The organism is Haloferula rosea (assembly GCF_016595525.1).
Classification (GTDB): Bacteria; Verrucomicrobiota; Verrucomicrobiia; order Verrucomicrobiales; family Akkermansiaceae; genus Haloferula; species Haloferula rosea.
Map to the genome: position 1 here is coordinate 1 of NZ_JAENII010000005.1, position 24,509 is coordinate 24,509.

Genomic DNA, 24,509 nt, shown 5'->3' on the forward strand with positions numbered 1-24,509 from the left:
GCGGAGCGCCTGGCGAAGGCGGGGCTGGAGTGGATGAGATTGCCGCTGAAAGCGAAGGATCTGGTGGGGCGTGGCCGCTGGCTCGATGAGAAGGCGGTGCTGGCGAGTCTGATCCGGGCGCGGACAGGAGTGCGGAATGCCTGGGTGGCGGATCGCCTCGGAATGGGGATGGAGGGAAATGTGACACGGGCCGTGAGGCGAGTCAGGGAAGAGAAAAGGCTGGGAAGAATGTTGAAGGATTGCGAGCGAATGCTTGAAAAACGGGACTGACCCCAATGGCCGCAGATGTTACCCTGGATGGTTCGGGGTCCTCTGATCCTGATGGTTCGATTGTTTCCTATGCCTGGACCTTCGACAATGGAATCGGTGCTGCAACCACCAGTAACCCCACCCTTAGTTTCCCAGTTGGCACTACCAACGGTGTTCTCGTTGTGACTGATGACCAGTCCAATCTTTCCCCTCCGGCCTCGTTTGAGGTTACGGTCACTGCATCTGCGCCGGACCCATTGGAGGCTTTCGAGAACACTATCGCAGGTCAGGCTCCGACACTCACTGGTTCAGACGCTGAGCCTACGGCGATCCCTTTCAACGATGGTGTCGAGAATTTGCTGAAGTATGCCTTCAACATGAACCTCGGTGGGCCCGATGTCACCACCATGGTCCCCGGCGGATCCTCAGGCTTGCCGCTGGGGCGACTGGTGAGTGTCGATGGCCAAAGCTATTGGAGGGTGGAGTTTGTGCGGCGCAGGAGTAGCGGGTTGATCTACTCGCCGGAGAAGTCCTCGACGCTGGAACCAGGATCCTTCACATCACTCACCGGGGCTGTGTCAGTTGATGACCTTGGCGGAACTTGGGAACGGGTGACGATCGATGAGCCCTGCAACACAAGTGCTGATACCAGATGCTTCACTCGTGTGGCAGTGACCCTGCCCTAGTTGGCTAACCGCCAAGGTTTTTCCATCTCTCTATGAACCAACGGCCTTGGAATCCTTTCGGGGTCAGTTCGAAATGGCTATGTAAGGGATCTGAAAGGGGTCAGTTACGGTGATGGAATCAAGGGGTATATTCGGGATATTTCGGGTTGAGGTTGATGCTGGAGATGGCGGGTTGGATCAAAGAGTTTTCCGGATCTGAGGACACCGAAGATCAGGTGAAGAAGCTTGGTGGTATGAGCCGGGCACATGGGTTACACGTTGACCGGGGACATGGGTGACAGATCAGGGTGATGAATGCCCTGGGAAACCGAGTCACCAATGTGCCCGGCTCATACCACCCAATGGCGAGACCCCAATGGCGACGACCCCAATGGCGACCCCAATGGGGCCCCACTGGCAGGTGGGCCCAACCGTGCTCTTGGGGCAGCGCCATTCGGGTCTGAGTGGCTATTCTTTGGGAAGCGTTGGAGGGTTTGTTAGAAGGCGGGCTGCCAGGTTTCGCCGGCCTTCAATTGCTTCTGTTGGGAATCCTTACCGGAGCGGATGACGAGCTTGCCGTCATGGGTTGCGGTGATGGAGACCTGATCGGGTGCTCCGTCTTTCCACGAGAGATCGACGATGAATCCGCCCCGGGCGCGGAGGCCGCTGAATGAGCCATCGGGCCAGTCGGTGGGGAGGGCGGGAAGGAGGTCGATCTCGCCACCGTCATCCCGGTAGTGGCTCTGCATGAGCATTTCGGCGATGCCGGCACAGCCGCCGAAGTTGCCATCGATCTGGAAGGGTGGGTGGACGTCGAGCAGGTTCGGGTTGGTACCTTCCTTGAGAAGGTTACGCACCATGAGGTAGGCGTGGTCGCCATCGTGGATGCGGGCCCAGAAGTTGATCTTCCATCCCATCGACCAGCCGGTGGCGCCGTCGCCCCGCTGGATCAGCGTGGTCTTCGCGGCGTCGGCGAGCTCGGGGGTGTGGACCGGGCTGATCTGGCTGCCGGGGTAGAGCCCGAAGAGGTGGTTGATGTGGCGGTGCTTGTCGTTGGGGTTGTCGATGTCCTCGTACCATTCCTGGAGCTGGCCGTGCTTGCCGACCCGGTATTTGACGAGCTTGCCGAGGGTGGTCTTCCAGCGTTCGACGCGTGGGCCGGACTCACCGATGGATTCGGCGGCGGCGATGGCATTCTTCAGTGTCTCGCGGGCCATGGCGATGTCGGCGGTGGCGCCGAGGGAGATCGGGCCGTGCTCGGGAGACCAGCTGGGGGTGCTGGAGAGTTCGCCGGACGGGAGTTCGAAAAGGAAGTCGGCGACGAAGTCGGCGCTGCCGGAGAGGATGGGCCAAGTACGATTTTTCAAGTAGTTCTGGTCGAGTCCGAACGCATATTGCTCGAAGGCGTGGGTGCTGAGCCACGGACCGCCGAGGGGGAAGTAGGCCCAGTAGCGCGGGCGGTTCTTGCCCGGGTGGGGGACGGTGTATCCCCACAGGTTGCCTGACAGGTGGGCGGTCCACCCTGCGGCGTCATTGTAGGCGCGGGCGGTGATGGCGCCGGGTTTCCGCATGGAGTCGATGTAGTCGACGAGGGGTTCCTGGCATTCGAGCAGGTTGCAGGGCCCGCTGGGCCAGTAGTTCATCTGCAGGTTGATGTTCAGGTGGTAGTCGCTGTTCCATGCGGGGATGGTTTCATTGCACCAGATGCCCTGGAGGTTGGCGGGCAGGCCACCCGGACGGGAACTGCCGATGAGGAGGTAGCGACCGAACTGGAAATACAGCTCTTCGAGGTCGTGGTCGGCCTGCGACTTGTTGAGCTTCATGCGCTCATCGAGTGGGAGCTTGAGGGTTTTCTCGGCGGTGGTTCCGAGGTCGAGGCTGACGCGACCATGCAGGTCCGTGTGGTCCTTGATGTGGCGTTTCCTGAGCTGGTCGAAGCCGGTGCTCATGGCCTTGCCCAGGCGGGCGGCATTCGGTCCCGCGGGGTGCTTGCCGCGGTAGTGCGGGTAGCTCTGGGCGTAGTCGGTCCCTGCCACGAGGATGAAGGTGGCGGTGTCGGCTCCCTTGACCTGGATGCCCTTGGTGCTGGCGGTCACCGATCCGCCTTCATGAAGGACGCCGATGCGGGCATCCAGCTGCAGGCCATTGTTCTCGACCTTACCGGCGGCGATGAAGATGCCGTCTTCGGCGCTGGTGTGGATCGAGTGGGGGGTGAAGAAGCTGAGGGAGAGGTCTTGCTTGGCGGGCTGATCGGCTCCGAAACGGAATACGAGGGCGCGGTCGGGATTCGAGCAGAAGGCGGTTCGTTCGAAGCGGGTGCCATCGTGGGTGTAGCTGACGGTGTGGACTCCGGTGGAAAGATCGAGTTGGCGGCGATAGTCCATGGCCGGGTCGAAAGCCGGGTGCCCGGTTTCGATGAGGAGCTCGCCGAAGGTCTGGTAGCGACCGAAGTTCTTGTCGGCGATGTCGCGGTCGTCGTGGCCGAGTCCGCGGAGATGTTCGGTGCTCAGGTCCTGGGCCTTCTTGATGCTGGCCTTGTCCCCCTTGAGGAGCAGGGCACGGATTTCGGGAAGGTGCTTGTGGGCGTCGTGATGGTTCTGGTCGGCGATGAATCCTTCCGATCCGGGGCCGCCGCTCCACAGGCTGTGCTCGTTGAACTGGATGCGTTCGCGGCTGACGTCGCCGTAGATCATCGCGCCGATGAAGCCGTTGCCGAGCGGGAGGCAGTATTTTTCCCAGGCCTGATCCGGGTTCGGCTTGTGGGTGCGCTTGGGGTTCTCGACGGTCCAGCTCTGGAGCGGGCTTTTCACGCCATAGGCCTCGGCCGGCCGATCAAACCACATCAGGAGTTCGGAGGCTCCGGCTGAGGATCCCCAGCTCGAAACGGCGGCGATGGCGTAAAAGCAAAGTTTATTCATGAGTTGATGCGCTTTAATACGTGTGATGCGGGCGTTTCTGACGATGAAATCGGAAAATTTTCTACAGGTCGTGGCTGGTGTTTGGCGGGTTGAGGAGGATTCGTGGGCTTTGGTTGCTTTGACTTCGACATTTGAAGTGGGTCGGATAGACCGTCGCGCGTGACGTTGAAAATGAACTTCGAGGGAGTCCGGATTGCCGGATTGGTGTTGGCCAAGGTGGGAAACCCGTCGCGTGACGAAGCGCTGCAGACTTCCAAGCAGGTCCTGAAGGTGGAGGACGAGGATCAAGGGATGTTGTCGTCGATTTTCCTGCGCCCATTCAAGGGGCTGGGGATGCAGGGGCACCGCTTCCATCACCATACGTCGCTGGAGAAGCATGAGCTCAACGAGTGTGCGGATTCCATTCTGAAGGATGAGGCGACGTTGCTCGAGCGGGGTTGTGAAATCGCCAACCGTCTTTATTCGAAGTCCAACCACCCGAACATCAAGTCGGGGGACCTGTGCATTGCGCTGGTGGAGGGGATCGAAGTGGAGGGTGAGATGAAGAAGGCGATCTGCATCCTGAAGTCCGAGAGTGTCACGCCTTTCCTCAGCATTTCGTCCAAGGACGGCGACCTGCAGTTGCTCACCGAGCACGGCATCAATCCCGAGAAAATCGACAAGGGCTGCCTGATCGTCGATCACTTCCCGGCGAAAGGTTACTACGTGCTGACCTTTGATCGGGCGGGCTCCGAATCGCGTTTCTGGGTGCGGGATTTCCTGAGTGTGGTGCCGATCAGCGATGCCGCGCTGCTCAGCAAGAAGGTGGCGGAGATGGCGGTGGCTGCCGTGGCGACGACGGCCGGGGCATCGATGGAAGATGGTGGCGATGATTCTCCGCCGTGGGAGGCGAACCGGGCGGCGAGCGAGGCGCTGGGATACTTCAAGGACAACAAGAAGTTCAGTCTGGCGGAATTCGAGGAGCAGGCGCTGCGCACGCCGGAGGCCAAGGCGAAGTTCGCTGAGGAACGCCGGCGCATGGAGGAGGACGAAGGCGTCAAGATCGAGGATGAGTTCGATATCTCGCAGCGTGATGTCACCAAGGCGAAGAAGATGATGAAGTCGATCATGAAGCTCGACACCGGGGTGGAGCTGCGGCTTTCGCCGAAGGCGATCGAGCAGAAGGTGCCCGTCATCGAGAACGGCTACGACGAGGAGCGCGGGATGAAATTCGTGAAGATTTATTACAAGCGCGACCTGGCGAAGTGAGGCATCGGATCTGCGGGTGAGCCGCGATGACGCCAAGCCGCCGAGGCTTGGCGTTTGCATGTACGCGGGTGGGATCTGAACCTGCGAGGCAGGGCCGGGGTGGGGGGTGAGCGGTTGGCTTGTTCCGATTTTCCGTGCGTGATGGAGGATTGCGGCGTTTGTTCGGGGCGACCTGAGGCATGAGTGAACCCGAAGTCATCGATGTAGAAGTTGAGCAGCCGGTCGCGCCGGGTCTGCGCAAGGACCTGATGGTACTGATGAAGGTGCGTCTGAACGTGTTCGTGCTCATCACGACGTGCTTCGGCTACCTGCTGGCTTCGAAGGAGACGGGGTTCGATCTGTCGATCCTGATGCACACGCTGATCGGCACCGCGCTGGCGGCGTTCGGCTCGGCGGCCTTCAACCAGCTGATGGAGGTGGATCTGGATGCGCGGATGAAGCGGACGGCGGACCGACCGCTTCCTTCGCGCCGGATGGACCCCTTGTTTGCCTTCGGGGTGGGATGGATGCTTTCGGCGGCGGGGATCATTCACCTCGCGGTCAAGGTGGGGGCGCTGCCCTCGATCCTGGCGGCGGCGACGGTGGCCATTTACGTGTTCATCTACACGCCGCTGAAGCGGATGAGCAGCATCAACACGCTGGTGGGCGCGATCCCCGGGGCGATTCCACCAGTGATCGGCTGGACGGCGGTGGCGGGCCATGAACTCGATCAGGGTGCGGCCTTCCTCTTCACCTTTTTGTTCCTCTGGCAACTGCCGCACTTCGTGGCGATCAGCTGGCTGTGCCGGGAGGAATATGAGACGGCGGGCTATCGGATGTGGAGCAATGGTGATGTCAGCGGCAAGCGGAGCGGATTGCTGAGTGCGGTTTTTTCCCTGGTGCTGGCGGTGCTGCCGATCTGGCCGTGGCTGGCGGGGTGGACGCCGGGGGTGCCCGGCTACATCGCGCTGGGTGGCGGGGTGCTGCTTGGCTTGATGATGGCGGCGCTTTCCGGGCGTTTCATGCGCGATGGTGAGCGCAGTTCGTTCCGGCGGCTGTTCCTGTTTACGCTGCTCTATCTGCCGATCGAACTTGGATTGCTTGCCTTTGCGTGGGCCTAGGCTAGCGTCCGCGCCCTGATGAAGCGCTACCCGGCCCAAGACCTCGAGCCCGCCGTTCGCGATCCCAAGAAGTTGAGGCGAACCGCCTTGATTCTGATCGGGATCATGCTGGTTGGGGCGGTTTTCATCCTGATCGCCTACAATCGTGATGCGGCGCGGCGCGCGGAGGATACGCGCCCGGCCATCACGGGGCGTCTGAACAAGAACTTCAAGGTCTGGCGTCAGGACGAAACCGAAGCCGGGTTGCTCGACTTGCGCGGCGATGTGTTCGTGATCGTGCCGGTGGTTTTTTCCCAACCCGACTCGTGGGACACGACGCGTGAGGTGCTGCTCGAGCTGGAGAAGCGGTATGAGTCGCGCGACGACCTGCACATCGTGTGCGTGACCCAGGATCCGGAGAACGAGCCGCCGGAGTTGCTGGCGGAGGAGGCAAAGAAGCTGGGTGCGGAGTTGCCGAAGTGGTGGCTGGCGGGATCCCGCGAGGAGAGTGTGCACAAGTTTTTCAAGAACGTGCTGAAGGCGAACATCATGGCTCACCGGAAGGATGGTGAGATCGTTTATGATGCCAGCCTGGTGGTGATCGACCGGGACCGTCACATCCGCCAGCCGACGGTGAGGGCGAGGAAGGCATCCGGGAAGGAACTGAACTACCGGAACCGTGTGACCTTTGATTTCGAAGGGGCGGCGGAGTGGGATGAAAAAGGTCGTTCGGAAGGGCTTGAAAAATCCAATGTCGAGACGATGAAGGACTTGCTCTTTGTCACCATCGACGAGCTGTTGGCGCAACCCGTGACTCCTGACTGATGACCTCCAAGAAAAAGATCGTTGCCATCTACTCTTTTGTGTTTGTCGCCTCCGTGGCGATGATCCTGTTCTTCCGCACGCTGGCCCACGACGTGCCTGAGACCGATGGGCCGATCGCGACGGAGCTCGGCAAGGAGGAGGCGGAGAATTTCTTCCCGATCGAGGAGGACCTCGTCATGACCCGACAAGACGGCGAGGAGGTGAGGATGAGCGACCTGAAGGGCAAGGTCACCGTGCTGGCCCAATTCTTCGCAGTATGTCCGCACTGTGCGGTGCGGAATGGGGCGGAGCTCGGCGACATTTACGCGACCTTCAAGGATCATCCGGACTTCCGCATGGTGTGCATCAGCGTGGATCCGGAAACGGATGGAGTGGAGGAACTCGCAGCCTATGCCGAGGCGCTGAGTGCCGATCCGGAGGACTGGTGGTTCACGACCGCCGGGGACAAGCAGGCGACGCATGACTATCTGGAAAAGGAGCTCGGCTTCTTCAAGATCCGTGAGCGCCGTGATCCGGTGGACATCGCGTCGAACGGTCGCTTCGCCCATGACTTGGGCTTTCTGGTGATTGATCGGGATCACAATGTGATCGGGAAGTGGCCGTTGCCCGATCTGCGTAGCGATGAAGGAAAGCGCAACTTTCCCGGTGGCTACGAGCGCCAGAAGAAGGAGATGTATGACCGCCTGACGAAGGAGTTGGAAAATGAGTGACCGGAACGAGTGGCTGAGTCGGCCGGCCAATGAGGCCCTGTGGAAAAAACTGCGGGTGGTCGCGTGGGTGGTTTCGGCGGTGGTGCTGTTGCTGGTCGGCGCCATGCAGAGGATCCGGATCGATCTGCCGGAAGGATGGGACACTTCGATGCTGCCACCCTTCCATGCGTCGGTGAATGCCCTCGGGGCTCTCGTTCTCGTGGTGGCACTGGTGTTTATCAAAATGGGCCGTGTGGGGCTGCACCGCGCCGCGATGATGGTGGCAATGGTCCTGTCGGTCTTCTTCCTGCTCTCGTATGTGGCCTATCACATCACGAATGATCCCACGGAATATGCGGGCGAAGGTCCGATCCGAACGGTGTATTTCATCCTTCTCATCACCCACATTGTGTCGGCGGCGGTGAGCTTTCCCTTCATTCTCTTCACCTTCATCGCGGCGTGGACGAATCGCTTCGATGCGCATCGCCGGTTGGCACGCTGGGTCTTCCCGCTGTGGCTGTATGTGGCGGTGACCGGGCCGGTCTGCTACCTGATGCTGCGGCCCTATTATGCGTAAAGTGCAGCATGGAATGGGCATTTGGCTTCGTGCTTGAGTTGCCGCTGCGGATGCCGATGGTGGCGTTGTGAATCGATTGATCCTCAGTGCTCTCGGTGTCCTCGTCGCCCCGCTCGTGGCGGAAACGCATGGCCCCATCGTCCAGTGGTATCGCAGCCCGTCGACCTCGGCGGCCCTGCTCTGGATCGAGCATGAGGCGGTGGCGGCGAAGCCGGGAGCGTGGGCGGTCGGGCAGGCGGGCTTCGGCTACGGTGACGATGACGACAAGACGGTGCTGCAGGGGATGAAGGGGAAGTATCGCTCGGTGTTTCTGCGCAAGAGCCTCGAACTGAAATCGATCCCGAAGGACGCGAAGCTGTTGGTTCGCGGCTATTATGATGACGGCTTGATCGTGTATCTGAATGGCAAGGAGGTCGTGCGGCAGCGGGTCGAGGGCGAGGGGAATGTGGTCCAGCGCGTCGACGACCATGAAGCGACCAAGTGGGAACGGTTTGATGTGGGAGCGGCGGACGGTTTGCTCAAGGCGGGGAAGAATGTGATCGCAGTGGAGTGCCACAACAAGGGGCTGAACAGTTCCGACCTGTCGGTTGATGTTTCGTTGGTGCTGGTGGCGGGAGGCAAGCGCAAGGTGCTGCTCCAGCCGGGGAGTCGTTGGGAGTATCTCTACGGCGCGGTGCCCGGAGATGGCTGGAAGATGCGGGCGGGTGAAATCGGGGTTGACCCAAGTGCGGATTTGCCGGAGGCCCAGAAATTGAAATTCCGCCCGAAAGGGGCGGGTGATTGGGTGACCAGGGAATCCGAGCGGCGCTTGTTCGGGGATTCCGGGGCGTGGGTTCATTCGGTGGATCTGGATGGGTTGCAGCCTGCCTCTTCATACGAATTCGAGCTTGAGGGGGGCTCGAAGGGATGGTTCCAGACGGCGCCCACCGAGGTGCCGGACGGGACGAGTTTCGTCACGGGGGGTGATATGATGCACACCGTCGAACTGCTCGATGCGATGAATCGCCGGGCGGGCAAGGAGGACCCCATGTTCGCATTGTTGGGTGGAGATCTGGCCTACGCCAACGGGCTGTCGGCCAGTCGCTGGTATCAGTGGGTGGACAGTTGGACGCGGGAAGCCGTGGCACCCGATGGGCGGATGATCCCCATGGTGGTGGCAATCGGGAATCACGAGGTGAAGGGCATGGCCTATGCGCCGAAGAACCCGCCTCCAACAAGCGAAGCTCCGTATTTCTACAGTTTGTTCAAACTGCCGGAGGGGGTGAGCAACTACAGTCTGGATTTCGGCAAGAGCCTGAGTCTGGTGATGCTCGACTCCGGGCATACCCAGTCGATTTCGTCGCAAACCGACTGGCTGCGTGAAACCCTGCAGGCACGGCAGGGTGCGAAGCGGACGTATGTCTGCTACCATCGGCCGGCCTGGGGAACCGGGGTGAAGCCGGATGCGGTGGATGTGCAGGACGAGTGGGGACCCCTCTTTGAACAGTATGGGGTGGATGCGGTGTTTGAGAATGACCACCACGTTTACAAGCGCACGAAGCCGCTGCTGGCGGGCAAGGTTGATGAGTCGAACGGAATTCCCTACATTGGAGATGGCGCCTGGGGCGTCAATGTCCGGGTGATTCCCGCAGAAGAGTTGAAGAAGCGCGATTGGCTGGCGCATCAGGCACCGAAGAACCACCTGATCCGCGTGACGATGAACGCGGACGGGGCGACCTACGATGCGATGACCGCGGCGGGTGAGATCTTCGATACCTTCGAGTATGGCTATCGCAAGTAGGCTCGCAGGATGCGGCAATCTTCACTTGGCGGGATGGGGTGTCGGGGGCAGAGTCCCGGCGTTCGAGCAACCATGAAGATACTGAGCTTTCGAGATACCGGCTATGAGCGGTTTGTGGCGGGACTGAATCGCCGGGCGATCCCCGGGGATGATGTCCGCGAGGTGGTTGGTGGAATCATCGACGAGGTGTCGAAGCGCGGCGACAAGGCGCTGGTCGACTACGCCGAACGATTTGATCGGGTGAAACTCAAGCCGAGCGAGCTTTTCGTGACGGCCGATGAGATCGCGGTCGCGCGGAAGCTGGTGGCTCCGAGCACCAAGCGTGCGGTGGCAGCCAGCCTGAAGAACATCACCGAGTTCGCGAAGCGCAGCATGCGCAAGGACTGGTCCTATCGGAATGCGGAAGGAGCCCGGGTGGGCGAACGTTTCACACCATTCGACCGGGTGGGCGTTTATGTTCCCGGCGGTAAGGCTCCTTTGGTTTCCACGGCGCTGATGACGGCCGGGTTCGCGAAGGCGGCGAAGGTGCCCGAGGTGCTGGGCGCGACTCCTTGTGGTCCCGATGGCACGGTGAACCCGGAGCTTCTCTATGCACTGTCTGCGGCGGGGGTGAGCGAAATCATCAAGGTCGGCGGCGCCCAAGCGATTGCCGCCATGGCCCTGGGGACGAAGACGATTCGCCCGGTGGACCGGATTTTCGGCCCGGGCAACCGGTTCGTCGTCGAAGCGAAGCGACAACTGGTGGGTGCGGTGTCGATTGATCTGCTGCCGGGGCCCAGCGAGGTGCTGGTGATTGCGGACAAGACCGGCAATCCGGATTTCATTGCGGCGGATCTCCTTGCTCAAGCGGAGCACGGAGGTGACAGCGTGATCGGTTTCCTGACGAACTCGAAGGCGCTCATCGGTAAGGTCGAGCGGGCGATCGAGCGTCAACTGAAGACCCTTTCGCGGGCGGACTACATTCGTGAAGTCCTCGACAAGGGGGCTTTCACCCTGCTGGTGAAGAAATTCGAGGATGCGATTGAGATCTGCAATGCTTTCGCTCCCGAGCACTTGTCACTCGTCTGTGAGGACGAGAACGGCTGGCTGAAGAAGGTGCGCACGGCGGGAGCCATCTACCTAGGTCCCCTCTCTGCGGTGGCGGTCGGCGACTTCCTAGCCGGGCCGAGCCACACGCTGCCTACGGGTGGGGCGGGGCGCTCATTCTCCGGTCTGCGTGCCGATCAGTTCCAACGCCGCACCAGTGTGGTGAAACTCACTGCCAAGGCGGTGAAGAACTCGCTTGAGACGGTGGAGGAATTTGCCCGGATCGAGGGCCTCGACGCCCACGGGCGGTCGGTGTCGATCCGTGTGGAAGGGTGAATGCGAGCGGAAGCTTGCATTCCCGTGGGAAGGGTTTAGGCCATGCGGTTATGATGCGAGCATGGATCCTGTGTTGGATGGTCGGTCTGCTGACACTGTCGGTCGACGCCGACGAAAAGCGAATCGATCAGGTATTTCCAAAGCTGACGCTGCACGAAATGCTCTCTTTGATCGCCAAGCTGGAGAAGAAACCGGTCATCGTCGAGGATCCGAGTGTGCTCCTGATTGTCAGCTCCCTCATGCTTCCCGAGGCTACAGAAGAGGAGACCCTGAAGGTCCTGCACGCCTTGTTGCTTCTGAATGGTTTTGAACTGGAAGAACGCGGTGCAGAGCTGCACCTCATGCGCGTGTTATCGGACAAGCAATGCACTTCGGTGATGCGTTCGCTGGGGGTGGAAGGCGAGTTTCCGAACCAGTCCGAACGTCCCCTCCCGAGGCCCCGTGTCGTGCGTGGCAGGGGTGGAGCGAACGACTTGCCTGCCAACCGAGTCATCGTGCGCGAAAAGGAGTAGATTTGCTCTTAGTTTCTACTCCGTCAGCGCCTTGACGATGGTTCCCACGTTGTAGTCGACCATGGAGATGTAGTTGTCGGCAGTGGTGCCATCGGCGATGAGCGGGGGGGCGAGACGGATGCCGGTATCGGCGGTGAGTGCTTCGAGGATTTTCGGGTTGCTGCTTTTTTCCGGGAAGATGGCGGGCACCTTGTCCTTTTTCAGACGCGCGATGAGTTTGGCGAGGGATCCCGCATCCGGCATCTGTTCGCGGTTGATTCCTTGTACGGGAATCGCCGTAAATCCGAAGTCGCGGCAGAAGTAGGCGAAGGCGGCGTGGGCGGTGGGAAGGATGCGCAGGTCGCGGGGAACGCGGGCCAGGGAGCGTTTGGTACGCTTTTCGAGGGCGTCGAGCTCGGCGCGGTAGAGTTGGGCATTGTTGCGGTAGAACTCGGCACCGGCTGGATCGGCCTCGGCGAAGGCCTGGGCGGTGAGGTTGGTCGCCCGGCGGAAGGCATCGATGGAGTGCCACCAGTGGGGGTCGAGGCCGTGGCTGTGATCGCCATGGTGGGCGTGGTCAGGATGATCGCAGCCTCCCTCGAGAGCGGGCAGTGAGTTGCCGATTTCAATGAGCTTGGTGGTCGGCGGGAGGAGCGAGCGAAGTGCGGGTAGGTAACTTTCGAGGCCCATGCCGGAGGCGAGGCAGAGATCGACATCTCCTGCGGCCCGAATCTGCTGAGGGGTGGGCTCGAAATGGTGGGGATCGGAATTTTTCTCGACCAGTTCGACCACCGTGACCCGGGAACCGCCGACCTGCCCGGCAAGGTCGGCGAGAAGGGGGTGCAAGGTGGCAACCTTCAGCTCGGCGGCAACGGCCCAGGAGGAGAAGGCAAGGAAGAGTGTGGCGAGACGCATGGCCGGAAGATGCGCAGGATGAACTCAAATGCAAGTGAATTGCGTTTGCAGAACTTGTGCGTTGGGGTTTTTGGCGGTAGGGGAAGCCATGGATATTGTTTTGGCATCGGGGTCTCCGCGTCGGCGTGAGTTGCTGGCGGGTGCTGGTGTGGAGTTCGAGGTCAGGCCGTCTCCGGCGGAAGAAATCCACGATGCCTCGCTGGATCCTGCGGTGCTGTGCGAGCGGAATGCGGAGCTCAAGGCCCGGGCGGTGGTGGTTCCGGGAGCGGCGGTGATCGGTGCAGACACCTTGGTTTTCATCGACGGCGAGCCGCTTGGCAAACCGAAGGACCTGGATGAGGCCAGGGCGATGCTGCGTCGGCTTTCAGGGAGGGAGCATGCGGTCTGCACGGGGGTTTGTGTGGTCGGGCCCGATGGTGGGGCGGAGGCGTTTCACGAGATCACGACGGTCCGGTTCCGGGAGCTTTCGGAGGAAGTGATCGAGGACTATTTTTCGAAGGTGAACCCGCTGGACAAGGCGGGTTCGTATGGGATTCAGGAGCATGGGGAGATGCTGGTGGAGGGGATTTCCGGTGGCTTCGACAACGTGATGGGGCTGCCGGTGGCGGCGGTTCTCGAGCGCCTCAAGGCTTGCGGGGGCGAGCAGTTCTGATTGGATTGGGGCATGAGTCTTCCCCGTCGTTACCCGGTGCTTTTCAACCCCAAGGCGCGCAGCCAACGGGGGCGTCGTGCGCTGGAGTTCCTGATGGACAATGCCGCGGGGCTGGCGCTTTACGCGACCCGGTCGATCGAGGAGGCGCAGGAGTTGTCGGCTGGGTTCGCCGAGGCGGGTGAGCCGGTGGTGGTGGCGGCCGGTGGCGACGGCACCCTGAATGCCGTGGTCAAGGGCTTGGCCGGATCTCAAACGGCGCTCGGCGTACTTCCGACGGGCACGATGAATGTGTTCGCCCGTGAGCTGGGCATTCCCTATGACCATCTCGAGCGTGCTTTCGAGGTGATCCTCGAGGGCAATGTGAAGGAGGTGGATCTGTTTGAGGCGAATGGCACGCCCTTCGTCCAGATGGCGGGTTTCGGGTTTGACGCGGCGGTCATCGAAGAGACGACCTGGGAGAGCAAGAAGGTGCTCGGACCTCTCGCCTATCTGCTGTCGGCGGTGAAGGTTCTTGGTGAATCACCACCGAAGATGGTGGTGGAGACCGGAGACGGACGCCGGGAGGAAGGCGCCGTGGTGCTGGCGGGGAACGGGTCCTTGTACGGCGGACAGATCAAGTTGTTCCATCGCGCGGACAACCAGGACAGCAAGCTGGATGTCCTCATTTTCAAGGAGGCCGGATACAAGCTGGTCCGTGACTCACTGCGTGGTCTGGCTCTCGGTGCGATTGATTTTGATCAGTCGACGGTGTCGTACATCCAGGCTGAGTCCTTGCGGGTGACCGCGGATCGCGAGGTGCCGCTGGAGGTCGATGGTGAGCTGGTCGGGCGCACCAACGAGGTGGTGTTCAGCGACGACAAGCCGGAGAAGCTGCGGGTGCTGGCACCACGTGAGCCGATCGGCACCCGGTTTGAGGAAGCCCTGAAATCCATGATGGCATGGACCAAAAACGTCGTAGCACCCCAGGATTGAAGAAGGGCGGCAAACACGCCTGGAAAAGGCGTGTGGGCATCGCGCTGATCTCGATCGGTGTGGTGGGCCTGCTCGCGGTGGTGTGGCCGAATGTGGCCGCGGTGATTGCCGGTTCGGGGAAGCTATTCGACCGGGTGTCCGAGGTGCCGGGTGACCGGGTGGGTCTGGTCTTCGGCTGCGACGACCGGATTCAAGGGCGCGAGAATCTGTATTTCCGCTATCGGATCGATGCGGCGGTCGAGCTGTGGGATGCCGGGAAGCTGCGCTGCATCATTGTGTCGGGAGACAACCGGACGAAGTATTACAACGAACCGGAGAGCATGCGCCGGGCCTTGATCGAGCGGGGTGTGCCGGGGGAGTTGGTGGTCTGTGACTACGCCGGTCTCCGTACTTTGGACTCGGTGGTGCGCGCCAAGGAGATTTTCGGGGTGGATGAGGTGACTTTCATCACCCAGCGATTCCAGAACGAACGGGCGGCCTATCTGGCGAAGGCGAACGATCTGGATTTCGTCGGCTACAATGCCAAGGACGTGGACGGGCAGGGCGGGCTGAAGACGAAGCTCCGGGAGGTTGCCGCGCGGGTGAAGATGTGGCTGGACGTCAGGATCCTGCGGACCCGGCCGAAGCATCTGGGGGAGCCGGAACGCTTGCCGGTCTGACGGGCGGGCGTGTCGTCAACCGCCTGCGGCGATGGTGACGATCTCGATGCGGTCGCCGTCGCTGACGCGGGTGGTTTCATGCGCCCCGGGAAGGATGGGCTCCTGATTCAACTCCACGACGACGGGTTTCCCGGCCATGCCGAGGTCGCTGAGGAGGGCGGTCAGGGTGGGCTCGGTGGCGTCGAATTCCCGGGCTTCGCCATTGATGGTGAGGGTCATGGGTCGGGGTCAGTGGGAGAGAATGGCTTCGTCCCAGTCCTTCCAGACCGGGTCGAGTTTCTTGGAGCGCAGCATTTCCGCGATCTCGGCGGCGGAGCGGGTGTCGTCGATCTTGAACTGCTCGGTGGCGCGCTCACAGCCGGTGCTCTGTTCCATTTCGACGCGGCGGCCGCGGACGGTGAGGTGGAGGTCGTCGTGGCCGGCACCGGTGTAGCCGCCGGGCTCGGTGCGGGCGCCTGCGGACATCATGGTGATGCCGAGTGGGGCGAGGGCATTGCGCAGGGGGGCGGGCTCACGGGTGGAGAGGACGATGCCGACCTGGGGGAAACAGAGGCGGAAGGCGGCGACGAGCTGGACGAGTGCGCGGTCGGACAGCAGGCGATCGGGATCCGGCTCGTATTCGTAATTCCCGGCGTAGGGGCGCATGCGTGGGAAGGCGACGGTGAACTGGGCCTTCCAGCAATGCTTGTAGAGATACTCGAGGTGGGCGGCGAGGGAGAGTGCTTCATGGCGCCAGTCGGCGAGGCCGAACAGGGCGCCGATGCCAATCCGTCTGAAGCCGCCGTTGTAGGCGCGCTCGGGGCAGTCGAGTCGCCAATCGAAGTTCTTCTTTGGCCCGGCGGTGTGGAGCTCGGTGTAGGTTTCCCGGTGGTAGGTTTCCTGGTAGACGATGAGGCCCTCGGCGCCGTGTTCAACGATTTCGGCGTATTGGGGGTCCTCCATCGGGCCGACTTCGATGCCCAGCGTGGGAATGAAGCTCTTGAGGGCGTCGAGGCATTCCTGGAGGTAGCCTTCCGAGACGAATTTCGGGTGTTCCCCTGCGACGAGGAGGATGTTTCTGAAGCCGAGGTCGTGGAGGTGTCGGGCTTCGCGGACGACCTGATCGACGGTCAGGGTGGTCCGGAGAATCGCGTTATCGCGGGAAAAACCGCAGTATTTGCAGTTGTTCACGCATTCGTTCGAGAGATAGAGCGGGGCGAAGATCCGCATGGTGCGGCCGAAGTGCCGGCGGGTGATTTCCTGGGACTGGTGGGCCATCCCTTCGAGTTGGGAATCGCTGCACGGAGCGATCAGGCGCTGGAACCGGCGGAGTAGCGGCGAGGGCGTGGCGAGGGATTCCTGAAACTGGTTGGAGAAGGTGGCCATGGAGCGGCGGGAGCATGGAGCGGTCCGGCGGGCAGGTCAAAATGCGATTCGCACGATCGGTGACTTCATGGGAAATCCACGGGGGAGGGCTTGCCAAGCGGGTCTAGCGGGTCTTTTCTGGCGGAGTAACCCATGAGTGAGCGGATCGAGTGCAAACCCACGCAGTGGTTCCTTTTGAGGGCCGCGGCGATGCTGCTGATGTTCGGCATTTTTGCCGGCATGTTTTTCAAGGACGGCAAATGGGGGTATCGCGAAAAGAACGTGTCGTACTACACGTGGCGCGCGGTCGAGGAAGCGGCAGCCAAGTTCGGCGAGGAGCAGTCGAAGATGACCCCGGCCGAGTGGAAGGAATACGCGGAGAGCCAGACGCTCGATTTGCCCGAGGATCGCAGCATCCTTCCTGTTGGGACACCGGAGAGCCTGCCGTGGCCCGCGCTGTTGGCCGACTATGACGTCATGAAGGAGGGAATGGCGAATCCCAAGAAACTCCTTTTCGACCGCTACCGCGACGAGGTGGGAATGAAATACGACGCCCCTGACAAGGACTTTACGGCGGGCAAGATCTTCGAGCAGTGGGTGGTGTTCTGGATTTGCCTGGTGCTGACGCTGGGAGCTCTGATTGTGCTGCTGCGGACGATTTCGCGGAAGATGGTGCTTCATGGCACGACCTTCCAACCTGCCGGTGGCAAGCCGGTCGATATCGAGGATCTGGTGCGTCTGGACCTGCGGCGTTGGGACCGGAAGGGTCTGGCATTTGCGTGGGCCAGATCGGGGAACGGGCCGGAGAGGAAGATCCGCATCGACGGGCTGACCTACGGTGGATTCAAGAAAGAGGAGGGCGAGCCGGCTGAGAAATTGATGGAAGGCCTGAAGGCCGGCTTCAGCGGGGAACTCATCGAGTACGAGAGCGAGGAGGAGTCGGCGGAGGCGCCGGAGGCTGCTGGAAGCTGAAGTTCACGGCCCGGGTGGGTCCCGGAGCGCGGCTTCTGCCACTTTTCGGGGTTGCCAAGATCGGCCCCCATCGCGTAAGCCGTTGCCAACGCAATTACCCCTGCAACATTTATGTCAGACAAGACCATCGAAGAGCGTGTAAAGGACATCATCGTCGACCAACTCGGCGTCAACGCAGACCAAGTGAATCCGGACGCCAAGTTCATTGAGGACCTCGGCGCTGATTCGCTCGACACGGTTGAGCTCGTGATGGCTTTCGAAGAAGAGTTCGAAATCGAAGTGCCGGACGAAGAAGCTGAGAAGCTGACTTCCGTGGGTGACGTGAACGCGTATGTGACCAAGGCACTCGGCTGATCCGACCGACGGATTGATTTTTTCAACGGGCGGTCCCCATTTCCGGGTCCGCCCGTTTTCTTTGCAGTCCTCTGGTTCTGGAGGAGACTGAAGCCATGCATTCACCCGACGACGTACAGTATGCGATGGAGACCACCCGGGTCCTGCTGGAGCCGGACCGGCGCATCGATACCTTTGGGGACACCAACTTCGAGTTCCTGCTCCTCAGCGAGCTGATGGACGATGCTGGGAAGATCCGGGTCAGAACGGGGGGCGTGGAAGCGATGCGTCCCCGTTTGGTCAAGCCGGATGGCATGGCCGACATCGAGCTCGAGGGATTCGGTGAGGAAGCTCGTGAGCGTTTCGATCGTCTGGTGGCCCATATGCGGCAGCAGGGTCAGGAACTGGCTTTCCTGAATTACGGGTTCCGATTCAAGCGTGGCGACGTGCGTGAGGAACTCGTGCATGACTCGCTTGTGGCCGTCCGGGACCGGGTGCTGGAGGAGGCCCGAGAGGTCGGGAATCCGGCCCAGGTCATCATCGAAGGCGTGGATGACGCGTGGGAGGTCTCGATCTTCAAGTTTACTCTGGAAATGATCCACCAGTCGGTGCCGATCAATCGATTCGACTTCCAGCGGCGGGGGCTTCTCTGAATGATGGAGCGCAGATGAGCCTTTGGACCCTGATCCGGATCGTGGCCGGTCTTGTGGTGGTGGCGGTGATCATTTTCACCGCCCTGATGGTTCGCCATGTGCGCGAGGAACCGCTTGGTGGGTGGTTTTCGCAGGTGATACCGGTGGATTTCGAGGCCCAGCCGATGTTGGCGCTTCCCGCGGCGGAGGGTGATCTGCCGGAGATTGACCCGGGGGCCAAGGTGTTTGAGAAGGGGCGTGAGTTGGTTGCCGTCGGCGACTTGGTCGGGGCGAGAGACCGCTTCCGGACCGTGGTCAGCATCTATCCGCGCTCGAAGGCTGCGCCTGAAGCACGCCGGATCGTCGGGGAAATGAATCTGGATGACCTGCTTTCAACCCGTCGGATGGAGAACAAGGTGGTGCACGAGGTGGTCCGGGGTGATTCGTATCTGGGCATTGCCGGCAAGCACGACACGAGCCTGGACCTGATCATGCATTTCAACGGGCTGATGGACCTCAAGTCGTTGCAGCCCGGGGATGAATTGATCGTGATGCCGCTGAATTTCCGCATCCTCGTCGAGCCAAAGAAGGAACTTCTGTCGCTCTGGGACGGAGGGCGGTTCATCAAGGCCTATCCCTTGTTGGCTGTCGTGGGAGCCCCGGGAGGGGACCAGAAAACCAAGATCAACGGGAAAAGCGCGGTGAGGGACGGGAGACGCTACCCTCCGGCCTCCGAGGGCTACCGGGGAGCGTCCAAGGTTCTCACGGTCGAGCGGATGCCGCTCCTGATTGCCGCACTGCCGGAAGAGACGGCTGTTGACGAACTGGCGAGGGGTTTCTACCTCGCCCCCGAAGACATGGAGGAACTCGCTCTCCTGACAAGAACAGGGAATGAGGTGGAAATCCGCTCGTCCGCCCGATAGAGTCCCGCCAGCCGCCCTACCGAACCGATGCAGTTGCTCGAATTTGAAAAGCCAATCGTTGAACTCGAACGCGAGTTGGAGAAGCTCCGCGCCAAGGCGGACTCACAGGATATCGACATGTCCGGTGAAATCTCTACGATGGAAGCCAAGCTCGCGGAGACGAAGCGCGAGATCTATCAGAACCTGACTCCGTGGCAGCGCGTGCAGATCGCCCGACATACCCAGCGCCCGTTCATGCTCGATTACCTCGCGCATGCGTTCACGGATTTCTACGAACTGCATGGTGACCGTCATGTGGGCGACGATCACGCGATGCCGGGTGGATTCGCCCATATCGGCGGTCGCAGTGTGGTTGTGATCGGCCATCAGAAGGGCCGCGATACGAAGGAGAACCTGAAGCGCAACTTCGGCAGCGCCCACCCGGAAGGCTATCGGAAGTCGTTGCGGCTGATGAAGCTGGCCGAGAAATTCAACCTGCCGGTGATCGCGATGATCGACACGCCGGGCGCCTATCCGGGGATTGGTGCGGAGGAGCGCAACATCGCCGAGGCGATTGCCTTCAACCTGCGTGAGATGATGCTGCTCAAGGTGCCGGTCGTGGCCGTCGTCCTCGGTGAGGGTGGATCCGGTGGGGCGCTGGGCATCGGTGTCGCCGATCGGGTGCTGATGCTGGAGAATGCCTATTATTCGGTCATCAGCCCGGAAGGGTGCGCTGCGATCCTGTGGAAGCACCGCAAGCACGCTCCGGAGGCAGCCGAGGCCATGAAACTTTCCGCTCCCGATCTGCTCAAGCTCGAGTTGATCGATGCGGTGATCCCAGAACCGGAGGGCGGTGCCCACCAGAACCACGAGTTGGCCGCGCTGGGTTTGCAGCAGGCCATTCTGGCACAGCTGGAAGAACTCGAAGCCCTGCCGGTTTCCAAGCTGCTTGATCAAAGATACGAGAAGTATCGTAAGTTCGGCGAATGGGCCGAACAGCTCGGTGAAGCTGCTGAGTGAGCGGGCGGCGCCGGGTGGTGATTCAGCTGGTCTTCCCTGTCCGGATGGTCGCTGAAAAGAAAACACCCCGTGGCATGATGATGCCAGGGGGTGATGAAAAAGCCTGTTGGGTTCAGGTCGATCCGGCTCAGGAGCGGCTTGCGTAGCCGGAGCGATAGCCTCGAGCGAAGGCGTCCTTCGTCGAGGAGTTGTACATGGTGCTGTACTTGCCGAAGTTGTTCTGGCGTCCTGACTTGGCGTCCTTGCGGCCCATCATGACCCCTTGGTCAAAGGCTTTGCGTTCGGAGTCGTTCGAAGCTTCGTTGAGCACGGCAGCGGTCGCGACGGCCCCGCAGGAGCTGAATGGGATGGTGGCGCAAGTGAGTGAGAGTGCGAGGAGGGCGAGTTTCAGTTTCATGGATGTATTGTCTTTCAGGTTGGGTCGATGGCTCTGGGAGAATCGGTTTTTCGGGGCTCATCGGAAATGCCCCATGGAAACGGTCAAGCCTTCCAGGATGCCTGGTGGGGCGGGCGCCGTCGGATGGACCATCGTAGGCTTTAGTGGATAGGATCTGAGGGTTGCTGACTCAAGCCTGAATCCGGGCGCTGCAGCCGTCGCCTGGGAGGTGGGGCTTGGTTCAGAGCTTCGCCGCCCAGAGGGCCGAGTGGATCTTGAAGTCGATCAGAGTGCCCTCGGATCCCTTGTCTTGGAGCCATTGGCGGACCTGGCTGAGTGGCACGTGATGGAGTTGAATGTCCTCGTTGCCGACGCCTCCGCCTTCGCCGGTGCGGGTCAGGCCGGTGGCCTGATAGATGTGGGTGACCTCGCTGGTCATGCCGGCGGAGGTGGGGGAACTCAGAAGGAGGGTGACGGATTCGGCCGAGTAGCCGGTCTCCTCGAGCAGCTCCCGACGGGCGGTTTCGGCGAGATCTTCACCGTGGAATTCCTCCTCATCGCCAACGAGGCCAGCGGGGATTTCGATGACGCGACGTTGGAGGGGAATGCGGAATTGCTCAACCAGCAGGAGCTCGTCATCGGGAGTGATGGCCAGAATGCCGACGGCGGCCTCCGAATTCGGGCGCTGGACGTAGTCCCAGTGACCGTTGCGGCGGACGCTGAGCCAGCGTGTTTCAAACAGGATTTCGCTCATTCGGTCTAAGAATCGTTGGCTTGGAGACGTAAAAGGAGGCAGTTTCACCCGCGCCCGATGTCCCGACACGATTTCCAGATTCCCGTCAGCTTCAAGCACCGCGTTTGTTTCACGCGCGAGGCGTTCGCGACGGGCAATGCCCTGCTCGCGGATTTGTTGAGCGAGGGGGGTGGCCGAAGGGTGCTGGTTCTCGTCGAGGAAGCCGTGGCGGAAGCGTGGCCTGAGCTGTCGAAGCAGGTGGAAGGTTACTTCGCGGACCTCGGCTTCGATTGGCGTGGGTTGACGGTGCTTCCGGGCGGTGAGGAGGTGAAAGTGGACGATGCCTTGGTCAACCGGGTGTGGGAGATCATCGATCGTCAGCACATCGATCGCCATTCCTATGTGATCACGATCGGTGGTGGCGCGTTTCTCGATGCGACGGGGTATGCGGTGGCGACGGCTCACCGCGGTGTGCGGCTGGTGCGTTTCCCGACGACCACGCTTTCGCAGGACGACAGTGGGGTCGGGGTGAAGTGCGCGATCAATGGATTCGGCAAGAAGAACTGGATTGGTGCATTCGCGGTTCCCTATGCGGTGGTGAACGATTTCGAGTTCTTGCAGAGCCAGGATGAAACGACCTGCCGCGATGGGCTGATCGAGGCGGTGAAGGTTTCGCTGGTGAAGGACGGGGAGTTCTTTTCGTGGATCCAGTCGAAGGTGGAGGATCTGGCCGAATTGGAACGGGAGGCTCTCGAGGAGTGTGTGCAGCGTTCGGCGCTTGCCCACGCCACCCACATCGCGCAAGGCGGAGATCCTTTTGAAACGGGAAGCAGTCGCCCCTTGGACTTCGGTCACTGGGCGGCGCACAAGCTCGAGCAGCTGAGTGGCTTCAGTGTGAGCCATGCGCAGGCGGTGTCGATCGGCCTGGCTCTGGATACGCTGTATTCAGCGCGTTGCGGATTGCTTCGTGAGTGTGATGCCGAGCGGGTGATGGATGTGCTCGATGGTCTCGGAATGCCGATCTGGCATGACGACATGGACCAGCGGGATGCCTCCGGGCGGCGATTGATTCATGAGGGGCTTGAGGAATTCCGCGAGCATCTCGGGGGGGAGTTGACGGTGCTTCTGCTGCGTGAGCTCGGTCGGGGGCAGGACGTGCACCATCTGGATGAGGGTCTGGTCGATGCGTGTCTGGATGACTTGAAACGCAGGCATCGAATCCGTCACGCGGAGGATGGTGAGGAAGTGGAAAGCGCGGACGCCTCGTAGTTCCGTTCTGTGGAGGGGGAGGTGCGGTCCGCTGGAGTGGCGGACCGGTTCAATCGTCCCGGCCCGGGCCTTTGCGGAGTTGCTTCTTTTTGGAGAGCAATCGTTTGTCGGCGATCGATCGTTGTTTGGAGCGTCTTGATCGCCGGCGTTTCTGACGGCGGATTTTTTCAATCTCCTGCTGCCGTTTGGAAGCCTTGCCGAGGCGTCGTTCGTCGAGTTCGTCGCAGAGTTCCTTGCGCGCGTGATAGCGGTTGGTTTCGCGTGAGCGCGACGACTGGTTCTTGATCTCGATCCCGGTTGGTTCGTGCTTCAGATAGACGCAGCTGTGGGTCTTGTTGATCTTCTGTCCGCCGGCTCCGGAGCCGAGGATGAACTTTTCGACGAGATCGGCCTCAAGGATTCCCATCCGGGCCATCCTTGCTTCGAGAGAGGCTTGTTTCTCGGCGCTGATCACGACCGAACATCGAATACCGAAGGTCGCGCGTCCAACTTCGAATGAGGCGGGCTATGCCGAGTGGACCCGCGAGACGTAGGCTTTGGCCGCGGAGACGATCTGCGGGGCGATATCGGCTTCAGGCCGGGCAAAGGGAGGGACGAACCACGGGTAGGAGCCGATCAGGTCGGTGATCACGGCGACTTCGCCGTCACAGGTAGCGTCGCCGCAGCCGATGCCGATGGTGGGCACTTCGATTGCCTGGCTCAGGTCGCGGGCGGTGTCGGCCACCACGCTTTCGAGCACAATGGCGAAGACACCAGCCTCGATGAGCGCCTTGGCACCTTCGTGAAGTGCCTCCGCCTGCTCCGGGGTCTTGCCCTTCTTTTTGTAGCCACCTTCCTCGATGACGCGCTGGGGGAGCATGCCGAGGTGACCACAAACGGGGATGCCGGCTGCGGTGATGGCCTTTACTTTTTCGGCTTGTCGGATGCCGCCTTCGAGTTTGACGGCATCGGCCCCGGCAGCGACGAGTCGCTTGGCGGACTCGAGGGCGGTGGCGGGATCCGGATAGCTGTCGATGGGGAGGTCGCCGAGGACGAGTGCCTTGGGCTGGGCCCGTGCGACGGCGGCGGTGTGATGGAGCATGTGCTCGAGGGTGACATGGGTGGTGTCGGGAAAGCCGAGCACGACCATGCCGAGGGAGTCGCCGACCAGCATCAGATCGACCCCGGCTTCGTCGAGGAGCCGGGCGGTCGGGTAGTCGTATGCGGTGAGTGCGGCGATGGGTTCGCCGGACTTTCGAGCCCTGAGGGCGCTGGCTTTTTCTGAGCCGGTCACGCGGGGAGATTGGAGGGGAATGGAGGGGGCGGCAAGGCGGAGGGTGATCCAACTACCAGCGGCTGTGCTGTTTTTCGAGTGGGGCTTCGCTCGAGGGAAGGGTGGTCAGCAGGTGCCGGGTGGTTTGGGATTGGCCGGGAATGATCAGGTCGGGCCGGATTTCAGCCAGCGGCTCGAGGACGAATCGTCGCTGGGCGAGACGCGGATGGGGCAGCTCGAGCTGCGGGAGGTGGATCTGCTGATCGCCGAAGTAGAGCAGGTCGAGATCGAGCGTGCGTGGGGCGTTCGGGGTGCCGTCGCGCACCCTGCCGAGGGCGAGTTCGATCGACTGGGTGTGAGCGAGGAGTTCGCTGGGGCTGCCCGGGTAGCTGAACTCGACCACGGTATTCAGGAAGTCCGGGGAGTCGTCCGGGCAGGCGACCGGTGCGGTCTGATAGATGGAGGCCTGCAGGAAGGCATCGCCGGGAAGGGCGAGTTGCTGGAGCCGATCGCGCGCCGCCTGCAGGTGGGCGAGGCGGTCCCCGAGGTTCGAGCCCAGTGCGATGGCGGTGCGGCAGGCCATGGATGATGGGGC

Annotated in this window: 28 protein-coding genes; 19 read left to right on the top strand and 9 right to left on the bottom strand. The window is 61.5% G+C overall.

Going from position 1 to position 24,509, the window contains the following annotated elements:
* On the top strand, positions 1-270 hold a 270-nt coding region (locus JIN81_RS07855), incomplete at its 5' end, for a hypothetical protein (protein ID WP_200278362.1).
* Between the two features lie 5 nt (positions 271-275).
* Positions 276-935: a PKD domain-containing protein gene (locus JIN81_RS07860; RefSeq protein ID WP_200278363.1), complete on the top strand. Its 660-nt coding sequence runs from the start codon at positions 276-278 to the stop codon at positions 933-935.
* 476 nt (positions 936-1,411) lie between these two features.
* Here the strand turns inward: JIN81_RS07860 and JIN81_RS07865 are convergent, their stop codons facing one another.
* Positions 1,412-3,832, bottom strand: coding sequence for a glycoside hydrolase family 95 protein (locus JIN81_RS07865; RefSeq protein WP_200278364.1), 2,421 nt, complete (start codon positions 3,830-3,832; stop codon positions 1,412-1,414).
* 171 nt (positions 3,833-4,003) lie between these two features.
* Here JIN81_RS07865 and JIN81_RS07870 point away from each other — a divergent pair, with 171 nt between their 5' ends.
* The 8 genes from JIN81_RS07870 to JIN81_RS07905 all read left to right on the top strand — a co-directional run bounded on the left by JIN81_RS07870 (position 4,004) and on the right by JIN81_RS07905 (position 11,904).
* Positions 4,004-5,080, top strand: coding sequence for a nucleoid-associated protein (locus JIN81_RS07870; RefSeq protein WP_200278365.1), 1,077 nt, complete (start codon positions 4,004-4,006; stop codon positions 5,078-5,080).
* Between the two features lie 179 nt (positions 5,081-5,259).
* Positions 5,260-6,180 carry a heme o synthase gene (gene cyoE / locus JIN81_RS07875; RefSeq protein WP_200278368.1) on the top strand — a complete coding sequence of 307 codons (921 nt, stop codon included), beginning with the start codon at positions 5,260-5,262 and terminating at the stop codon, positions 6,178-6,180.
* A gap of 18 nt (positions 6,181-6,198) precedes the next feature.
* The gene (locus JIN81_RS07880; protein ID WP_200278369.1) at positions 6,199-6,984 is read left to right on the top strand and encodes a hypothetical protein; all 786 of its coding nucleotides are present in this window, start codon (positions 6,199-6,201) and stop codon (positions 6,982-6,984) included.
* Entirely contained in the window at positions 6,984-7,694 is a 711-nt protein-coding gene (locus tag JIN81_RS07885) for an SCO family protein (protein ID WP_200278371.1), read from the top strand. The genes JIN81_RS07880 and JIN81_RS07885 overlap by 1 nt, the downstream gene beginning before the upstream one ends.
* Positions 7,687-8,250, top strand: coding sequence for a DUF420 domain-containing protein (locus tag JIN81_RS07890; protein ID WP_200278373.1), 564 nt, complete (start codon positions 7,687-7,689; stop codon positions 8,248-8,250). The genes JIN81_RS07885 and JIN81_RS07890 overlap by 8 nt, the downstream gene beginning before the upstream one ends.
* Positions 8,251-8,317: 67 nt before the next feature.
* A complete protein-coding gene (locus JIN81_RS07895) occupies positions 8,318-10,030 on the top strand; it encodes a metallophosphoesterase (RefSeq protein WP_200278375.1) in 1,713 nt (570 codons plus the stop codon).
* A 72-nt stretch (positions 10,031-10,102) separates the two neighbouring features.
* A complete protein-coding gene (gene hisD, locus JIN81_RS07900) occupies positions 10,103-11,392 on the top strand; it encodes a histidinol dehydrogenase (protein WP_200278377.1) in 1,290 nt (429 codons plus the stop codon).
* Between the two features lie 50 nt (positions 11,393-11,442).
* Positions 11,443-11,904, top strand: a complete 462-nt coding sequence (locus JIN81_RS07905) for a hypothetical protein (protein ID WP_200278379.1) — start codon at positions 11,443-11,445, stop codon at positions 11,902-11,904.
* 15 nt (positions 11,905-11,919) lie between these two features.
* Here JIN81_RS07905 and JIN81_RS07910 read toward each other — a convergent pair whose 3' ends face one another.
* Positions 11,920-12,798, bottom strand: a complete 879-nt coding sequence (locus JIN81_RS07910; protein WP_200278381.1) for a metal ABC transporter substrate-binding protein — start codon at positions 12,796-12,798, stop codon at positions 11,920-11,922.
* Between the two features lie 88 nt (positions 12,799-12,886).
* Between JIN81_RS07910 and JIN81_RS07915 the strand changes: the two genes are divergently transcribed.
* From JIN81_RS07915 to JIN81_RS07925, 3 genes are read left to right on the top strand one after another with little or no spacing between them, the layout of a single operon-like run.
* Complete coding sequence (locus tag JIN81_RS07915; RefSeq protein WP_200278383.1) at positions 12,887-13,450, top strand: Maf family protein; 564 nt, start codon at positions 12,887-12,889, stop codon at positions 13,448-13,450.
* Positions 13,451-13,462: 12 nt separating this feature from the next.
* Positions 13,463-14,422 (top strand): diacylglycerol/lipid kinase family protein, encoded by a 960-nt coding sequence (locus JIN81_RS07920; RefSeq protein ID WP_200278385.1) that lies wholly within the window; start codon positions 13,463-13,465, stop codon positions 14,420-14,422.
* Positions 14,389-15,081, top strand: coding sequence for a SanA/YdcF family protein (locus JIN81_RS07925; RefSeq protein WP_200278387.1), 693 nt, complete (start codon positions 14,389-14,391; stop codon positions 15,079-15,081). Before JIN81_RS07920 ends, JIN81_RS07925 begins: the two co-directional genes overlap by 34 nt.
* A gap of 15 nt (positions 15,082-15,096) precedes the next feature.
* On the opposite strand, the gene thiS is transcribed toward JIN81_RS07925, so the two are convergent.
* Both thiS and thiH read right to left on the bottom strand, forming a co-directional pair.
* Positions 15,097-15,300: a sulfur carrier protein ThiS gene (gene thiS, locus JIN81_RS07930; protein ID WP_200278388.1), complete on the bottom strand. Its 204-nt coding sequence runs from the start codon at positions 15,298-15,300 to the stop codon at positions 15,097-15,099.
* Between the two features lie 9 nt (positions 15,301-15,309).
* Entirely contained in the window at positions 15,310-16,446 is a 1,137-nt protein-coding gene (thiH, locus tag JIN81_RS07935; RefSeq protein WP_200278389.1) for a 2-iminoacetate synthase ThiH, read from the bottom strand.
* Positions 16,447-16,578: 132 nt separating this feature from the next.
* On the opposite strand from thiH, the gene JIN81_RS07940 reads away from it, so the two are divergent.
* The 5 genes from JIN81_RS07940 to JIN81_RS07960 all read left to right on the top strand — a co-directional run bounded on the left by JIN81_RS07940 (position 16,579) and on the right by JIN81_RS07960 (position 20,284).
* The gene (locus tag JIN81_RS07940; RefSeq protein ID WP_200278390.1) at positions 16,579-17,397 is read left to right on the top strand and encodes a hypothetical protein; all 819 of its coding nucleotides are present in this window, start codon (positions 16,579-16,581) and stop codon (positions 17,395-17,397) included.
* A 111-nt stretch (positions 17,398-17,508) separates the two neighbouring features.
* Positions 17,509-17,751 carry an acyl carrier protein gene (gene acpP, locus JIN81_RS07945; RefSeq protein ID WP_200278391.1) on the top strand — a complete coding sequence of 81 codons (243 nt, stop codon included), beginning with the start codon at positions 17,509-17,511 and terminating at the stop codon, positions 17,749-17,751.
* A gap of 95 nt (positions 17,752-17,846) precedes the next feature.
* Positions 17,847-18,383: a hypothetical protein gene (locus tag JIN81_RS07950; protein WP_200278392.1), complete on the top strand. Its 537-nt coding sequence runs from the start codon at positions 17,847-17,849 to the stop codon at positions 18,381-18,383.
* A gap of 14 nt (positions 18,384-18,397) precedes the next feature.
* A complete protein-coding gene (locus JIN81_RS07955; RefSeq protein WP_200278394.1) occupies positions 18,398-19,285 on the top strand; it encodes a LysM peptidoglycan-binding domain-containing protein in 888 nt (295 codons plus the stop codon).
* A 27-nt stretch (positions 19,286-19,312) separates the two neighbouring features.
* Entirely contained in the window at positions 19,313-20,284 is a 972-nt protein-coding gene (locus JIN81_RS07960; RefSeq protein ID WP_200278397.1) for an acetyl-CoA carboxylase carboxyltransferase subunit alpha, read from the top strand.
* A gap of 127 nt (positions 20,285-20,411) precedes the next feature.
* On the opposite strand, the gene JIN81_RS07965 is transcribed toward JIN81_RS07960, so the two are convergent.
* Positions 20,412-20,681, bottom strand: coding sequence for a hypothetical protein (locus JIN81_RS07965; RefSeq protein WP_200278399.1), 270 nt, complete (start codon positions 20,679-20,681; stop codon positions 20,412-20,414).
* 220 nt (positions 20,682-20,901) lie between these two features.
* Positions 20,902-21,414: an NUDIX hydrolase gene (locus JIN81_RS07970; RefSeq protein WP_200278401.1), complete on the bottom strand. Its 513-nt coding sequence runs from the start codon at positions 21,412-21,414 to the stop codon at positions 20,902-20,904.
* Positions 21,415-21,471: 57 nt separating this feature from the next.
* Between JIN81_RS07970 and JIN81_RS07975 the strand changes: the two genes are divergently transcribed.
* Positions 21,472-22,662, top strand: a complete 1,191-nt coding sequence (locus tag JIN81_RS07975; protein ID WP_200278403.1) for a 3-dehydroquinate synthase — start codon at positions 21,472-21,474, stop codon at positions 22,660-22,662.
* Between the two features lie 49 nt (positions 22,663-22,711).
* On the opposite strand, the gene JIN81_RS07980 is transcribed toward JIN81_RS07975, so the two are convergent.
* Genes JIN81_RS07980 through folK form a run of 3 tightly spaced genes read right to left on the bottom strand, consistent with a single transcriptional unit; the run spans position 22,712 to position 24,497 of the window.
* Positions 22,712-23,116, bottom strand: coding sequence for a peptide chain release factor family protein (locus tag JIN81_RS07980; protein ID WP_200278405.1), 405 nt, complete (start codon positions 23,114-23,116; stop codon positions 22,712-22,714).
* Between the two features lie 51 nt (positions 23,117-23,167).
* Positions 23,168-23,935 carry a 3-methyl-2-oxobutanoate hydroxymethyltransferase gene (gene panB, locus JIN81_RS07985; RefSeq protein WP_200278406.1) on the bottom strand — a complete coding sequence of 256 codons (768 nt, stop codon included), beginning with the start codon at positions 23,933-23,935 and terminating at the stop codon, positions 23,168-23,170.
* 52 nt (positions 23,936-23,987) lie between these two features.
* Positions 23,988-24,497, bottom strand: coding sequence for a 2-amino-4-hydroxy-6-hydroxymethyldihydropteridine diphosphokinase (folK, locus tag JIN81_RS07990; protein WP_200278407.1), 510 nt, complete (start codon positions 24,495-24,497; stop codon positions 23,988-23,990).
* Positions 24,498-24,509: the final 12 nt, after the last annotated feature.

Coding starts and splice junctions, on each gene's coding strand:
- JIN81_RS07860 (WP_200278363.1), top strand. CDS start 276: ATGGCCGCAGATGTTACCCTGGATGGTTCGGGGTCCTCTGATCCTGAT.
- JIN81_RS07865 (WP_200278364.1), bottom strand. CDS start 3,832: ATGAATAAACTTTGCTTTTACGCCATCGCCGCCGTTTCGAGCTGGGGA.
- JIN81_RS07870 (WP_200278365.1), top strand. CDS start 4,004: ATGAACTTCGAGGGAGTCCGGATTGCCGGATTGGTGTTGGCCAAGGTG.
- cyoE (WP_200278368.1), top strand. CDS start 5,260: ATGAGTGAACCCGAAGTCATCGATGTAGAAGTTGAGCAGCCGGTCGCG.
- JIN81_RS07880 (WP_200278369.1), top strand. CDS start 6,199: ATGAAGCGCTACCCGGCCCAAGACCTCGAGCCCGCCGTTCGCGATCCC.
- JIN81_RS07885 (WP_200278371.1), top strand. CDS start 6,984: ATGACCTCCAAGAAAAAGATCGTTGCCATCTACTCTTTTGTGTTTGTC.
- JIN81_RS07890 (WP_200278373.1), top strand. CDS start 7,687: ATGAGTGACCGGAACGAGTGGCTGAGTCGGCCGGCCAATGAGGCCCTG.
- hisD (WP_200278377.1), top strand. CDS start 10,103: ATGAAGATACTGAGCTTTCGAGATACCGGCTATGAGCGGTTTGTGGCG.
- JIN81_RS07905 (WP_200278379.1), top strand. CDS start 11,443: ATGATGCGAGCATGGATCCTGTGTTGGATGGTCGGTCTGCTGACACTG.
- JIN81_RS07910 (WP_200278381.1), bottom strand. CDS start 12,798: ATGCGTCTCGCCACACTCTTCCTTGCCTTCTCCTCCTGGGCCGTTGCC.
- JIN81_RS07915 (WP_200278383.1), top strand. CDS start 12,887: ATGGATATTGTTTTGGCATCGGGGTCTCCGCGTCGGCGTGAGTTGCTG.
- JIN81_RS07920 (WP_200278385.1), top strand. CDS start 13,463: ATGAGTCTTCCCCGTCGTTACCCGGTGCTTTTCAACCCCAAGGCGCGC.
- JIN81_RS07925 (WP_200278387.1), top strand. CDS start 14,389: ATGGACCAAAAACGTCGTAGCACCCCAGGATTGAAGAAGGGCGGCAAA.
- thiS (WP_200278388.1), bottom strand. CDS start 15,300: ATGACCCTCACCATCAATGGCGAAGCCCGGGAATTCGACGCCACCGAG.
- thiH (WP_200278389.1), bottom strand. CDS start 16,446: ATGGCCACCTTCTCCAACCAGTTTCAGGAATCCCTCGCCACGCCCTCG.
- JIN81_RS07940 (WP_200278390.1), top strand. CDS start 16,579: ATGAGTGAGCGGATCGAGTGCAAACCCACGCAGTGGTTCCTTTTGAGG.
- acpP (WP_200278391.1), top strand. CDS start 17,509: ATGTCAGACAAGACCATCGAAGAGCGTGTAAAGGACATCATCGTCGAC.
- JIN81_RS07950 (WP_200278392.1), top strand. CDS start 17,847: ATGCATTCACCCGACGACGTACAGTATGCGATGGAGACCACCCGGGTC.
- JIN81_RS07955 (WP_200278394.1), top strand. CDS start 18,398: ATGAGCCTTTGGACCCTGATCCGGATCGTGGCCGGTCTTGTGGTGGTG.
- JIN81_RS07960 (WP_200278397.1), top strand. CDS start 19,313: ATGCAGTTGCTCGAATTTGAAAAGCCAATCGTTGAACTCGAACGCGAG.
- JIN81_RS07965 (WP_200278399.1), bottom strand. CDS start 20,681: ATGAAACTGAAACTCGCCCTCCTCGCACTCTCACTCACTTGCGCCACC.
- JIN81_RS07970 (WP_200278401.1), bottom strand. CDS start 21,414: ATGAGCGAAATCCTGTTTGAAACACGCTGGCTCAGCGTCCGCCGCAAC.
- JIN81_RS07975 (WP_200278403.1), top strand. CDS start 21,472: ATGTCCCGACACGATTTCCAGATTCCCGTCAGCTTCAAGCACCGCGTT.
- folK (WP_200278407.1), bottom strand. CDS start 24,497: ATGGCCTGCCGCACCGCCATCGCACTGGGCTCGAACCTCGGGGACCGC.